This window comes from Haloferax chudinovii (assembly GCF_042663345.1).
GTDB lineage: Archaea > Halobacteriota > Halobacteria > Halobacteriales > Haloferacaceae > Haloferax > Haloferax chudinovii.
Map to the genome: position 1 here is coordinate 120964 of NZ_JBHTAB010000011.1, position 13751 is coordinate 134714.

Here is a 13751-nt window from a genome sequence, read left to right on the forward strand (position 1 = left end):
CGCTCGGGTGAGACGGGGTGCCGACGGCGCTGTCGACACCGAACACCACCGTCCAGACCGTACATCAGTTCCTCGACGGAGAGACAGGGCGACGAGCGGTCGTGCCGTGTGTGTCGTTCGTTGCCGTGGAGCCGCCGGAGCGAAGACTCTACTTACCTCACCGTTCCCATCACGAGCAATGACGCTCGAAGACGACGCTCGGGACTACCATCGACGGCCGCCGGCGGGGAAAGTAGAGATAGCGACGACGAAGCCGACGAACACCCAGCGCGACCTGAGCCTGGCGTACTCGCCGGGCGTGGCCGCGCCGTGTCTCGACATCGCCGACGACGAGAACGCCGCCTACGAGTACACGGCGAAGGGTAACCTCGTCGGCGTCGTCTCCAACGGCTCCGCGGTGCTCGGCCTCGGTGACATCGGCGCGCAGGCGTCGAAACCGGTGATGGAGGGCAAGGGCGTGCTGTTCAAGCGCTTCGCCGACATCGACGTGTTCGACGTCGAGTTCGACCACGACGACCCGCAAGCGTTCGTGGAGTCGGTCGCCGCGATGGAGCCGACGTTTGGCGGCATCAACTTAGAAGACATCCGCGCGCCCGAGTGCTTCGAAATCGAGGAGTCCCTGCGCGAGCGGATGGACATCCCCGTGTTCCACGACGACCAGCACGGCACGGCCATCATCTCCGGCGCGGCGCTTTTGAACGCCGCCGACATCGCCGACAAGGAGCTGTCGTCGCTGAACGTCACCTTCTCGGGGGCGGGAGCGGCCGCGACCGCAACGGCGCGGTTCTACGTCTCGCTCGGCATCCCCCACGAGAACATCACGCTGTGCGACATCGACGGCGTCCTCTCTGAGTCGCGGGCCGAGGCGGGCGACCTCGACGAGTACGCCGAGCCGTTCGCCCGCGGCGTCGACGATGGCGACCTCGAAGACGCAATCGAGGGCGCGGACGTGCTCGTCGGCCTCTCGGTCGGCGGCATCGTCAGCCAGGAGATGGTGCGGTCGATGGCCGACGACCCCATCATCTTCGCGATGGCGAACCCGGAGCCCGAAATCGCCTACGAGGACGCCAAGGACGCCCGCGAGGACACGGTCATCATGGCCACAGGGCGCTCTGACTACCCGAATCAGGTGAACAACGTCCTCGGGTTCCCGTTCATCTTCCGCGGCGCGCTCGACGTGCGCGCGACCGAAATCAACGAGGAGATGAAGCGCGCGGCCGCCGAGGCGCTGGCGAACCTCGCCCGGCAGGACGTGCCCGACGCGGTCGTCAAGGCCTACGGCGACGGCCCCCTCCAGTTCGGTCCCGACTACCTCATCCCCAAGCCGCTGGACCAGCGCGTCCTCTACGAGGTGACGCCGGCCGTCGCCGAGGCGGCCATGGAGAGCGGCGCGGCCCGCCGCGAGCGCGACCTCGACGACTACCGCGAGGAGTTGGAGGCCCGCCTCGGCAAATCCCGCGAGATGATGCGCGTCGTCCTCAACAAGGCGGCGTCGAACCCCAAGCGCGTCGTGCTCGCCGAGGGCGAAGACGAGAAGATGATTCGCGCCGCGAGCCAGTTGGTCGAGGAGGGTATCGCCGAACCCATCCTCGTCGGCCGGACGAAGCAGATTCTCCGGACCGCAGAGGACCTCGGCCTCGACTTCGACCCGACCATCGCCGACCCCGAAAGCGGCGAGTGGAACCACTACGTGGACCACCTCTACGAGCGCCGCCAGCGCAAGGGGCTCACCCGAACCGAGGCGGCCGAACTCGTGCGGAGCGACTCGAACTACTTCGCCAGCGTGATGGTCGCCATGGGCGACGCGGACGCGATGCTGACCGGCCTCACGCACCACTATCCCTCGGCGCTCCGCCCGCCGCTCCAGATTATCGGCACCGCCGACGACGCCGATTACGCGGCCGGCGTCTACATGCTGACGTTCCGGAACCGCGTCATCTTCTGCGCCGACGCGACGGTCAACCTCGACCCCGACGAGAACGTGCTCGCCGAGGTGACGAAACACACCGCCGAGCTCGCGCGGCGCTTCAACGTCGAACCCCGCGCGGCGCTCCTCTCGTATTCGGACTTCGGGAGCGTCACGAACGAGGGGACGCGAAAGCCCCGAAACGCCGTCGAGCAACTGCACGCCGACCCCGACGTGGACTTCCCGGTCGACGGCGAGATGCAGGCCGACACCGCCCTCGTCGAGGAGATGCTGACCGACACCTACGACTTCGCGGAGCTCGACGACCCCGCGAACGTCCTCGTGTTCCCGAACCTCGAAGCGGGCAACATCGGCTACAAACTGCTCCAGCGCCTCGGCGGCGCGGAGGCAATCGGCCCGATGCTCGTCGGCATGGACAAGCCGGTTCACGTCCTCCAGCGCGGCGACGAGGTCAAGGATATCGTCAATCTGGCTGGTGTCGCCGTGGTGGACGCCCAAGCGGAGTAGCCCGGCCCGAGCGGAGCGAGGGCTTTTTTGGTCCAGATTTTTCCGGAGAGGGTGAGCGAAGCGAACCCGAAAGCGGAAAAAGGTGGTCGTGCGAGTTGGCTGGGGTCGCCGTGGTGGACGCCCAAGCGGAGTAGCCCGGCCCGAGCGGAGCGAGGGCTTTTTTGGTCCAGATTTTTCCGGAGAGGGTGAGCGAAGCGAACCCGAACCGGAAAAAGGTGGTCGTGCGAGTTGGCTGGTGTCGCCGTGGTGGACGCTCAAGCGAAGTGGCGTGCCCCGAGCGGAGTAACCCGGCGGCCGAGCGGGCTGGCACGGCACACCGCGACCGCCCGCTCGGCCGCGCCAGCACGAGAAATTAAATAGATTCGGCCGAGTCAGGGAGTATGGTCGAGTTGGGCACACACACGTCGGCGTCGGAGCGCCGGTTCGCACTCGGATGGGTCGGGATGGCCATCGTGATGTCGCTCGCGGTTGCGGCCATCGATTTCCTCGAACTCCCGTTGCAGACGGTGTACGTGTTCGCGGCGGGCGTGACGCTTCGGGAGGCCATCGGACTGGCGGTCTGGGCGCTCCGGCGCTGACGGCGGGACGCGGGTGAGTTCTCACCCTGCGGCGACCAGCCTCCTCGCTTTTGTGCGCTCGCTGAGAACATCGCACCATGTTCGACCGACTCCTCTTTCCGACCGACGGGAGCGACGGCGCGGACGCGGTCCTCGACCACGTCGTCGACATCGCCGCCGCCCACGACGCGACCCTCCACCTCCTGCACGTCGCCCCGGCGGAACCCGAGCGCCGCCCGAACCTGAACGACGAGGGTGAGAGAGACGATTCCAACGGCGACGACCCCGCCGAGCACCGCCGAAGCGACGGCGAGCGATTCGTGAGCGACGCCGCGGCCCGCGCGTCGCAGTCCGGCGTGTCGGTCGTGACGAGCGTCGAACGCGGCGAGCCGTACCGGGTCATCACCGAGTACGCGACCGAGCGGGACGCGGACCTCGTCGTCATGCCGACCCACGGGCGGACGGGGCTGAGCCGCCTGCTTCTCGGGAGCACCACGGAGCGCGTCGTCCGCCGGTCGGACGTGCCCGTGCTCACGGTCCGGCCGGACGCGACGACCGACCTCGCGTACCCCTACGCCGACGTGCTGACGCCCACCGACGGGAGCGCCTGTGCGACCGCGGCGGTCGCGTTCGGCGGCGAGTTGGCCGCGGCGACCGACGCGGCGCTCCACGCGGTGTCGGTCGTCAACGTCGCCGCCTTCGGCGCGGACATCCGCGGGCCGCTCCTCGTCGACGAACTCGAAACGCGGGCGAGCGACGCGGTCGACGCGGCGAGCGACACGGCGGCCGCCGCGGGCGTCGAGACGGTCAGGAAGTCGGTCGGCCGCGACGTGTCGATTCACGGCGGCATCCTCGCGTACATCGACGAACACGACGTGGACATCGTGGTGATAGGAACCCACGGCCACACGGGGTTCGACCGCTACATGCTCGGGAGCGTCGCCGAGAAACTGGTCCGGACCTCGCCGGTCCCCGTGGTGACGGTCAGAGAGCCGCGAGACGAGTAGGGCGGGGTCGCCGGGCGTCAGCCCGCAGTCGGCGGACGCCGGGCGGGTCCCCCGGTCAGTTCCGAAGCAGTCCCGTGACACCCGCGGTCTCGGCGACAATCCACCCGACGAAGACGAGGTACGCCGCGCCGAGCGCGTACGACTCCAGCCGGGTGAGCGATAGCTCCGTCCGGAGCAGGCCGAAAAGCAGGACGGTCGCCAGCGTCAGCACGCCCAGCATGGGGACGGCGACGGCGAAGTCGACCGGGACGCTCCCGACGATGAGCACGCCCACGGGGATGGCGACGAGCAGGTCGAACGTGTTCGACCCGAGGACGTTGCCGAGGCTCGTCGCGCTGTTGCCGTCGGCGGCCGAGCGGACGCTGACGAGCGTGTCGGGGAGGCTCGTCGCGGCCGCGACGACGGTGACCCCCGCGAGGAACGTCGGGACGCCGAACGTCGCGCTGAGCGACTCGACGCTCCCGACCAGTTGCTCGACGCCGACGAGGATGACGAGGAGGCCGCCGAGAAGGCGCGCCCACTCGCGGCCGATGCCGTCGGCCACGCCCGCCTCCTCGCTTTCGTACTCCGAGACGTCCTGCCACTGAATGAACAGGTAGAGCCCGTAGAGGAGCAGTGGGATGAGCGCCACCGGACGGGTGAGCCGCCCGGTCAGCGCCGGGCCGTCGGGCACGGGGAAGTAGATGACCGCCAGCGAGAAGGTGACGACGAGCGTGGCGACGGCGACCATGTAGAACTGCGCCTCCTTGTAGACGACGAGTCGACTGGTTTCGAGGTCGCCGTCGGTGGCGAGCCCCGACAGCGCCGGAATCACGAGGACGTTGAAGATGGCCGAGCCGACGATTGCGCCGACGCCCATGTCGAAGACGCCCGCGGCGGCGGCGACGGTGACGCTGGCGAACTCGGGAAAACTCGACCCGAGGGCGACGACGACAGAGCCCTGCACGACCGCCGGGAGCCCGTAGTACGACGCGAGGTGGTCGGCGGATTCTTCGAGCCAGCCGCTTCCGAGCCAGATGAGGGCGGTCATCAGGAGAATCACGGCGACGTTCGCGAGCGGCGACGACGGGAGGAGACTGCCGAGGACCATTGGAAGCCCGTTCAGCGACGCGAAAAAAGAAGCCACCGACACGGAGGTCACCCGCGCGGAGCCTGTGGGTGCGTGGGCAGGGAGGATTCGGACGGCCGTCAGTCGTCGCCGTGGGCGGACTCGGGCGTGAACGTGACGCCGCGGATTTCGATTTCGTCGGGGACGCGGTCGGTGTCGTGCGCGCCGACCGGAGGGAGGTTCGCGTCGGCCGCCGGCGACGCGTCGAGGTCGGTCGCGGAGTCGATTGCCGTCATCTCGCCGTCGGCGTCGCGGGCGTCTTGGTCGATGCGCATCGAACAGAACTCCACGCCGCACATCGAGCAGAAGCGCGCCTGCTTGTAGTTGTCGCCGGGGAGCGTCTGGTCGTGGAACGACCGCGCCCGCTCGGGGTCGAGCGCGAGGTCGAACTGCCGCGCCCAGTCGAACTCGTAGCGGGCCTCCGAGAGCGCGTCGTCCCAGTCGCGCGCGCCGGGGAGGTCGTTCGCCACGTCTGCCGCGTGGGCGGCGATTCGGTAGGCGGCGAGACCGTCGCGCACGTCCTCGCGGTCGGGGAGGCCGAGATGTTCTTTGGGCGTGACGTAACACAGCATCGCCGCGCCGGCGCGGCCCGCCTCGGTCGCGCCGATGGCGCTCGTGATGTGGTCGTAGCCGGGAGCCACGTCGGTGACGAGCGGGCCGAGGACGTAGAACGGCGCGCCGTCGCAGACCTCTTGCTGGCGCTCGACGTTCTCGACAATCTGGTCCATCGGGACGTGACCGGGGCCTTCGACCATCACCTGCACGCCGTAGTCCCACGCAGTCTGCGTGAGTTCGCCCAGCGTGTCGAGTTCGGCGAACTGCGCGTCGTCGCCGGCGTCGGCCAGACAGCCGGGTCGGAGGCCGTCGCCGAGCGAGAACGTCACGTCGTGGTCGGCGAAGATGTCGCAGATGTCCTCGAACGCGACGTACAGGGGGTTCTGCTCGCCGTGTTCCTCCATCCACTGAGCGAGGATAGAACCGCCGCGGGAGACGATGTCCGTCTTCCGACCGTCGGTACGCGGGAGGTGCTCCATCAGCACGCCCGCGTGAATCGTCATGTAGTCGACGCCCTGTTCGGCCTGTTTCTCGATGATTTCGAGGAGCAGGTCGCGGGTGATATCTTCGGGGCTGTCGACGCGCTTGACCGCCTCGTAGATGGGGACGGTGCCGAGTGGGACCGGCGAGTACGCGACGTTCGCCTCCCGAATCTCGTCGAGGTTCGACCCCGTCGAGAGGTCCATCACCGTGTCCGCGCCGTAGTGGACCGCGGTGTGGAGCTTCTCCAACTCCTCGGTGCGGTCGCTCGTCGTCTCGCTGTTGCCGATGTTCGCGTTGACCTTCGTGGCGAACTCGCGGCCGATAACCATCGGGTCGAGCGAGTCGTGATTGCGGTTCGCGGGGACGACCGCCTGCCCCTCGGCGACCTGCTTTCTGACGAACTCGGGGTCGCGGTGCTCGCGCTCTGCGACGCGTTCCATCGCCGGGGTGACGTGTCCCGCTCGGGCGTGTTGGAGTTGTGTCGACGCCATTGATTACTTAGTGATACAACTGACTAATAACAGTTGTGACGGGCGGGTCGGAAACGGGGAACAGAAGAACCGAGCACGCGGGCAATCGGCTTACAGACTCCGAAGGCGCGACGGCGCGTCGCTCAGCCCTCGTAGCCGGCGTACTCCATGAGACTCGCGAAGATGTCGGTGTCCATCGCCTCCTTGTAGACGACGCCGCTCAGCATGCCGCCGGGGTAGAAGTTCCCGTTCATGACGTGGTTGACCTTGTGGCAGTGCATGAGGTAGATTCCGGGTTGGGCGTCGGCCGTGAACTCGACCGTGTGGCGCTCCGCGGGCGCGATGTTCGTCACGTCCATGTCGTGGCGGGCGGCCTCCGGGATGACGCCGCCGTCCTTTTCCACCAGTTGGAAGCGGTGGTTGTGGATGTGCATCGGGTGGCTCATGTAGCCCGCGTTGACGTAGTGGACCCGGACGGTGTCGCCCTGCTCGACGATGATGGGCGAGCCGTCTTCGGGGTGGAGCGTCCGCGGCGCGCTCTTGCCGTTGACGGTGAACACGTCCGGTTTCCGGTTCCGCGGGTCGTACGTCACGTTCTCGCCGGCCATCTGCCGGGGGAGCCGCGAGTCCCAGTCGCGGACGGTCATGAAGTACTCCCTGTCGGCCGGTTCGTACCCCTTCGGGTCGACGCGGAGGATGCCGTACATCCCCATCTCGATGTGCCGGTGGGTCTGGTAGTGACAGTGATAGAGGTGCGTCCCGGGGACGTTCGCCGGGATGGTGTAGGTGTGTTTCTCGCCGGGGTCGACGCGGATGCCCGTCGTCGTCGGCACGCCGTCGTCCTCCCACGCCTTCTGTACGCCGTGGAAGTGGACCGTGTGGGGGCGCATCCCGTCGGTGTTGTCGAGCGTGACCTCCATGTCGTTGCCCTCGGTCGTTCGGAGAATCGGGCCGGGGACGCTCGGCGCGCCGTCGTCGGCGCTGAACGCCCACACCTGCGGGAGTTCGACCGGCCCGCCCATCGTTTCGAGGGGGTGGGCCGCGTGGCGCGCCGGCGCGCTCTTGAGGGTGACCTGCCCGCCCTGCTCGTCGACCTGCACGACCTCCGGCGGGCTGGTGTACGGCAGACTCGACTCGCTCGTCTGGGCGACCGTCGTCTCGTCCGCGCCGACGGCGGCCGAGTCACCGTTCGTGGGCGCTGTACACCCCGCGAGACCGAGCGCTCCGACGCTTCCCGTTGCGGCGAGGAATTCGCGACGCGACACCGTCGAACCGGGTGCACCGACGTAGTTTCGCATTACAGTCGGTCGTTGGCCCGGGGAGTGGAATACCGTCTCGCCGGTTCCCGTCGCACAGGAGCCCGGCGAACATGTTCGGCAGGGTCGATACGTACCGGGACGAAAAACAGTCGAGTCGGCGCACCAGTTCGAATCGACGGCCATCGGTTCGACCGCACCGACGCTGGTGCGCCACGACTTTCATACGTCCCGGAGGCGTATCGGGAGCCGAACCGACGGCGCGCGGGTCGCCGCCGAGCAATCCACTCTCACGCAGATGTCGACCAATCCACTCTCAGACGCGCTCGAACCGGACTTCGAGACGGTGTTCGACGCCCTCACCAGTCCGCAGTGCCGGACGGTGCTCAGGCGGCTCGACGGGCCGATGACCGCCTCGGACATCGCCGCCGCGTGCGACCTCCCGCGGTCGACGGTGTACCGGAAGCTCGAACAGATGGTCGAGGCGGGACTCCTCGAAAAACGCGACCGCGGCCGCGACGCCGCTCGCTACGCGCTCGGTTTCGAGGAGGTGGTCGTCACGCGCGAACCGGGCGACCTCTCGATTTCCGTGTCGTCGCCGTCGCGGTCGGCCTCGGACCAGCTTTCGACGCTGTGGTCGGCCGTCGGCGACCAGACCGACGACTGAGACCTACCCGACTGCGGCGTCGTCCCGCGCGAGAAACGCCTTCATCACTTTCCCCTCGGCCCGGTGGAGCTTCTCGCTCGTCGTCGACTTCGCCAGCCCCACGGCCTCGGCGAGCCGGGTGAGCGTGCACGTCCGCGGCGTGTCGTAGTAGCCCTCGGCGACGGCCGTTTCGAGGAGGTCGTACTGGTCGTCGGTGAGAAGCGACTCCGTGTCTATCGACTGGTGGATGGAGACGAGGTCGAACGGGATGCCGAACTGCGTGAGCTGTTCGCCCAGCTCCGAGAGGTTCTCGCGCGGCGCGGTCACCTCGACTGTCACCTCGCCGTCGACGATGGTGATGGGCAGTTCCAGCGGGATGCCCACCTCGCTGAGCGTGAGAATCAACAGCGGCTCGGTCGTCTCGAACTGCACGAGCGCGCGCTCCGGTTGCGCTTCGAGAACCGTCACCGAGACGACCGATTCGTACTCGTCGATGGTGGTGACGATGGGCTCGATGTCGGCCGCCCGTATCTCGACGAGGCCGACGCCCGTCTCGTCGGCCGGCATCGCCGCGAGGACGGTGAACTCGGCGTCCGGATAGCGCCCCGAGAGGTCGGCGACCCAGACCTGCTCGGGGAGCGTGATGGAGAGTGTTGCCCGGGGCATCGGTAGTGAAACGAAGTCGTCCCCGCCGCACAAAGATAGTTCCGAACATGTTCGGCCCCCGGCCGCGTTTCGGGAACCAGCGAGGCGGGCTTTTCACCGGAACCCCGACGGTCGAGTGTCGAGCGGGGCGGGCCCACCGCCTCGCCAGCTTCAATCATGAACCCGAACGACACCACAGCTCCGACGCTCGGCCGGCGAACCGTCCTTCGACTCCTCGGCGGCGCGGCCGTCTCCGCGACCGCGCTGGGAAGCACCGCCGACGCCGCGCGGGCGCAGTCGGGGACCGACCTCGACGCGTGGTTCGCACAGACCTCGAACTACGACGGGGTAGTGGACAAGACGGGGAGTTCGACGGTGACGGTGACGGTCGGTGCGCAGGCTAACGGCGGGGCGTTCGGGTTCGGCCCGGCCGCCGTGCGCGTCGACCCCGGGACGACGGTCGTCTGGGAGTGGTCCGGGAAGGGCGGGTCGCACAACGTCGCGGCCGAAGACGGGAGCTTCGAGTCCGACCTCGTCGGCGACGCGGGCCACACGTTCGAGCGGACGTTCGACGCGGCGGGCGTCTACACCTACGCCTGCACGCCGCACAAGACGCTCGGTATGAAAGGCGCAATCGTCGTCGGCGACGCCGGCGGAGCGACCGCGACCGAGGCGGCCGACTCGACCGACTCGGCCGGCGAGGGCGAGTCGGAGGCGTCCACCGAGAGCGCCCGCGAGGGGGACGCCGACCTCGACGCGTGGTTCGAAAACACCTCGAACTTCGACGGTGTGGACGCCCAGACCGGCCTCCAGCGCGTGACCGTCGACGTCGGGGCGCAGGCCAACGGCGGGGCGTTCGGCTTCGGTCCCGCGGCGATTCGCGTCTCGAAGGGGACGACCGTCGCGTGGACGTGGACCGGCGAGGGCGGGTCGCACAACGTCGCCGCCGAGGACGGCACCTTCGAGTCGGAATTGGCGGGCAGTAGCGGCCACACGTTCGAACACACCTTCGAGGAGGCCGGAACGTACACCTACGCCTGCACGCCGCACAAGACGCTCGGGATGAAGGGCGCGGTCGTCGTCACCGACGGCGAGGGCGGGTCGAACGCGCAGGTGGCCGAACCGTTCGGCGACCCCGAGACGGAGCGCCTCGGCGGCATCGCGCTGGCCGGGACCTTCGGCGCGATGCTGGCGTCGCCCGCGCTGTTCGGCGCGTTCATGTGGCTCAACGGCGAGGGCGACGAGTCGGCGGGCGAGACGTATCCGAAAGAGAAGTCAGCGTAACTCGTCCGCAGGAGGAGTCGAGAGATTCGATGCCATGCTGAGCCGTGTTCTCGAACTGCGCGCTCAGAACAGCGACGCGAGCACCCCCGAGAGGTCGACGTGGAACCCCAACCGTTGGACCCCCTTGTAGCCGAGGTAAATGCCGACGATACCCAGTATCCCGGCGAGGTTGGGCGGGGCCGGAATCGGTGTTTCTATGAGGCCGAACAGGGCTCCGGCGAAGACGCCTGCCAGCAGGGCCAAAACGAGTTGCGAGGCCATAGGCGTGTTATCCGTGTTCCCCGATAAATAGATACAGTATCGACGCGAGCGCGGAGGCCAACCCGTCCACGATTCGAGACCGCGACTACTCGACGAACACCCGCGTCACGTGGCCGCCACAGCCGCACTGCTCGACGTACTCGTACGATAGACCGTCGAATCGCTCCGCGAGCGCGTCGTACAGGTACGTCTTCGGGTGGCCGTGGTCGCCGTGAGTGACGAGGTTGACGTGGTGGCCGGCGGTCGTGTGTTCGACCGCGGCGGCGGCCTCCGAAACCACGAGGTCGCGGTCGGCGGCGTGTCGCGGGAGTTCGAGATTCGCCGACCACGACGTGTCGTGGACGCGGTCGGTCGCCGAGTCGGGCGTTTCGTGGTCGTGGTCGTGGTCATGGTCGTGGTCGTGGTCGTGGTCGGCGGGTCGCGAGTCGGTCGTCATCACGGTTCGAGAGACGGCTTCCGGCTCAAAGAGCGGACATCCGAACATGTTCGTCCGGGCTGTGAGAGGCCGGGAAGCGGCGGGCGGAGCCTATAGCAGGCGTGTGAACCACGACCTGTATGGAGCTTCAACGCAAGACCATCGCGAAGGCAATCGTCGTCGTGTTCGTCTTCAACCTCGTCGTGATGGGCGCGGGCGCGTGGTTCGCCTATCAGAAGGCCCCGCCAATCCCCGACGAGGTGGTCGGCCCCGACGGCGACGTCGTCGTCAGCGGCGACGCGATTCGAGAGGGCAAGACGGTGTTCCAGAAAGACGGCCTGATGAACCACGGGTCGATACTGGGCAACGGCGCGTACTACGGCGCGGACTACACCGCCGACGCGCTGGATTTGAAAGTCCAGTTCATGCGGAACTACTACGCCCAAGCGCGGTACGGTGAACCCTACGACCGACTCGACTCCGCCGACCAAGCGGCCGTCGCCGACGTGGTGAAATCCGACCTCGACGACAGCTACGAGGGCGGCGCGATACAGTACACCGCGGCCGAGGTCTACGCCCACGAGCAGGTGCGCCAAGAGTACGTCGAGCGCTACCACGAGGGCGACCACGAGCGCGGCGTCCCCGCGAACATGGTCGACTCCGAGGAGGAGGCGCGGGCGTTCGCGGACTTCGCCATGTGGACGGCGTGGTTCTCCCACACCGACCGCCCCGGCGGCACCCACTCGTACACGAACGACTGGCCGTACCAACCCGGCGCGGGGAACGACGCCACCGCCGCCTCGATGACGTGGAGCGTCGTCGCCATGGTGCTCCTCGTCGCCGGCGCGGGCCTCGGCATCTGGCTGTACAAGTCGGTCGAACTTCCCGAGCCGTCGGCCGAGGCCATCACGGTGCCCGAACCGGGCGACGTGAGCGTCTTCCCGAGCCAGCGGGCGGCGCTCCGGTTCATCCCGGTGGCCGCGGGGTTGTTCTTGGCGCAGGTGCTGTTGGGCGGCCTGCTCGCGCACTTCTACATCGAGCGCGCCGGGTTCTTCGGCATCGAGTCGATATTCGGCGTGCCCATCCTGCAACTGCTCCCGTTCGCCATCGCCAAGACGTGGCACATCGACCTCGGCATCCTCTGGATAGCCGCGACGTGGCTCGGCGCGGGGCTGTTCCTCCCGCCGCTTCTGACCGGCTACGAGCCGCCGAAGCAGTCGACGTACATCAACGTCCTCCTCGGCGCTATCGTCGTCGTCGTGGTCGGCGGCCTGTCGGGCATCTGGCTGGGCGCGAACGGCTACATCGACGGCTCGCTGTGGTGGATTCTCGGCAACGAGGGACTCGAATACCTCGAAGTCGGGAAGCTCTGGCAGTTCGGCATCCTCGCCGGCTTCCTCATCTGGGCGGCGCTGGCGGTCCGCGGCTTGAAGCCGCTTCTCGAAAGGGAGCCGCCGTACGGGCTGGCGCACATGATTCTGTACGCCGGTGGCTCTATCGCCCTGCTGTTCACCGCGGGCTTCCTGTTTACCCCCGAGACGAACATCGCCGTCACGGAGTTCTGGCGCTGGTGGGTCGTCCACATGTGGGTCGAAGGGGCCTTCGAGTTCTTCATCGTCGCCATCGTCGGCCTGACGCTGGTGTCGATGAACCTGCTCAGTCGCCGGAGCGCCGAGAAGGCCGTCATGCTTCAGGCGCTTCTCGTCATGGGAACGGGCATCATCGGCGTCTCGCACCACTACTGGTGGGTCGGCATGCCCGACATGTGGGTGCCCATCGGGAGCGTGTTCTCGACGCTCGAACTCATCCCGCTGGTGTTCATCCTCTACGAGGCGCTCGGGCAGTACCGCGCGATGTCGGGCGAGTCGTTCCCGTACCGCCTGCCGTTCATGTTCATCGTCGCCAGCGGCGTCTGGAACTTCGTCGGCGCGGGCGTGCTCGGCTTCTTCATCAACCTCCCGCTCATCAACTACTACGAGCACGGGACGTACTTGACGGTCGGCCACGCCCACGCCGCGATGTTCGGCGCGTTCGGCTTCCTCGCGCTCGGCATGGTCACCTACATGCTCCAGCTCTCCATCGACGCCGACCGCTGGGACGGCTCGTGGCTCCGCGCCGCCTTCTGGTGTTGGAACGTCGGCCTCGTGTTGATGGTGTTCGTCTCCGTCCTCCCGGTCGGCTTCCTCCAGTTGGAGACGGCGTTCACCGGGAGCTACGCCGCCGCCCGGAGCGTCGCCTTCTACGACCAGCCGCTGATTCAGACGCTGTTCTGGGCGCGGCTCCCCGGTGACACCCTCATCATCCTCGGGACGGTCATCTACGCGGCCGACCTCGTCAGAAAGCGGTTCGTCCTCCGGCAGTCCGCCGACGACCCGAGCGTCGAAGACATGGCCGTCGCCGAGGGTATCCTGGGCGACGACTAACCGGGGACTGCGTTCTTTTTTGCTCCGCTCGGAGTATCCGGCGGCCAAATACAGAGATACGTCCAATACAGTTGGTACAACGGCACTGTCTAGTTAGTGGCCTCCTCGACCGGTGTTCGTCCGTCGAGCGCTTGATGCGGTCGCTGAAAGTTATAGTAATGAACGAACACTGCAAGCCACCGGCGGACGCTCAGCCGACTGCCCACC

General features: G+C 67.7%; 13 protein-coding genes. 6 read left to right on the forward strand and 7 right to left on the reverse strand.

What is annotated here, in order from left to right:
- Positions 1–178: 178 nt before the first annotated feature.
- The 3 genes from ACFQI8_RS17085 to ACFQI8_RS17095 all read left to right on the forward strand — a co-directional run bounded on the left by ACFQI8_RS17085 (position 179) and on the right by ACFQI8_RS17095 (position 3998).
- Positions 179–2434: an NADP-dependent malic enzyme gene (locus ACFQI8_RS17085; protein WP_390246913.1), complete on the forward strand. Its 2256-nt coding sequence runs from the start codon at positions 179–181 to the stop codon at positions 2432–2434.
- A gap of 380 nt (positions 2435–2814) precedes the next feature.
- A complete protein-coding gene (locus ACFQI8_RS17090) occupies positions 2815–3012 on the forward strand; it encodes a hypothetical protein (protein WP_004967129.1) in 198 nt (65 codons plus the stop codon).
- Positions 3013–3089: 77 nt separating this feature from the next.
- Complete coding sequence (locus ACFQI8_RS17095; protein WP_390246915.1) at positions 3090–3998, forward strand: universal stress protein; 909 nt, start codon at positions 3090–3092, stop codon at positions 3996–3998.
- 55 nt (positions 3999–4053) lie between these two features.
- Here ACFQI8_RS17095 and ACFQI8_RS17100 read toward each other — a convergent pair whose 3' ends face one another.
- From ACFQI8_RS17100 to ACFQI8_RS17110, 3 genes are all read right to left on the reverse strand, one after another.
- Positions 4054–5088: a sodium:calcium antiporter gene (locus ACFQI8_RS17100; RefSeq protein ID WP_390246917.1), complete on the reverse strand. Its 1035-nt coding sequence runs from the start codon at positions 5086–5088 to the stop codon at positions 4054–4056.
- A 98-nt stretch (positions 5089–5186) separates the two neighbouring features.
- On the reverse strand, positions 5187–6635 hold the full coding sequence (thiC, locus tag ACFQI8_RS17105) for a phosphomethylpyrimidine synthase ThiC (protein ID WP_390246919.1): 1449 nt from the start codon (positions 6633–6635) through the stop codon (positions 5187–5189).
- 122 nt (positions 6636–6757) lie between these two features.
- On the reverse strand, positions 6758–7912 hold the full coding sequence (locus tag ACFQI8_RS17110; protein ID WP_390246921.1) for a multicopper oxidase domain-containing protein: 1155 nt from the start codon (positions 7910–7912) through the stop codon (positions 6758–6760).
- A 256-nt stretch (positions 7913–8168) separates the two neighbouring features.
- On the opposite strand from ACFQI8_RS17110, the gene ACFQI8_RS17115 reads away from it, so the two are divergent.
- Positions 8169–8537 (forward strand): helix-turn-helix domain-containing protein, encoded by a 369-nt coding sequence (locus tag ACFQI8_RS17115; RefSeq protein ID WP_390246923.1) that lies wholly within the window; start codon positions 8169–8171, stop codon positions 8535–8537.
- A gap of 3 nt (positions 8538–8540) precedes the next feature.
- Here ACFQI8_RS17115 and ACFQI8_RS17120 read toward each other — a convergent pair whose 3' ends face one another.
- Entirely contained in the window at positions 8541–9182 is a 642-nt protein-coding gene (locus ACFQI8_RS17120) for a helix-turn-helix domain-containing protein (protein WP_390246925.1), read from the reverse strand.
- Positions 9183–9338: 156 nt separating this feature from the next.
- Between ACFQI8_RS17120 and ACFQI8_RS17125 the strand changes: the two genes are divergently transcribed.
- Entirely contained in the window at positions 9339–10445 is a 1107-nt protein-coding gene (locus tag ACFQI8_RS17125; RefSeq protein WP_390246927.1) for a halocyanin domain-containing protein, read from the forward strand.
- Between the two features lie 63 nt (positions 10446–10508).
- Here ACFQI8_RS17125 and ACFQI8_RS17130 read toward each other — a convergent pair whose 3' ends face one another.
- On the reverse strand, positions 10509–10706 hold the full coding sequence (locus ACFQI8_RS17130; protein WP_390246929.1) for a XapX domain-containing protein: 198 nt from the start codon (positions 10704–10706) through the stop codon (positions 10509–10511).
- An 85-nt stretch (positions 10707–10791) separates the two neighbouring features.
- Positions 10792–11142 carry a CGCGG family putative rSAM-modified RiPP protein gene (locus tag ACFQI8_RS17135; protein ID WP_390246931.1) on the reverse strand — a complete coding sequence of 117 codons (351 nt, stop codon included), beginning with the start codon at positions 11140–11142 and terminating at the stop codon, positions 10792–10794.
- 119 nt (positions 11143–11261) lie between these two features.
- On the opposite strand from ACFQI8_RS17135, the gene ACFQI8_RS17140 reads away from it, so the two are divergent.
- Positions 11262–13544, forward strand: coding sequence for a nitric-oxide reductase large subunit (locus ACFQI8_RS17140; RefSeq protein ID WP_390246932.1), 2283 nt, complete (start codon positions 11262–11264; stop codon positions 13542–13544).
- An 89-nt stretch (positions 13545–13633) separates the two neighbouring features.
- Here the strand turns inward: ACFQI8_RS17140 and ACFQI8_RS17145 are convergent.
- Positions 13634–13751, reverse strand: a 118-nt coding sequence (locus ACFQI8_RS17145; protein WP_390246945.1) for an integrase core domain-containing protein, incomplete at its 5' end; no start/stop codon positions are given.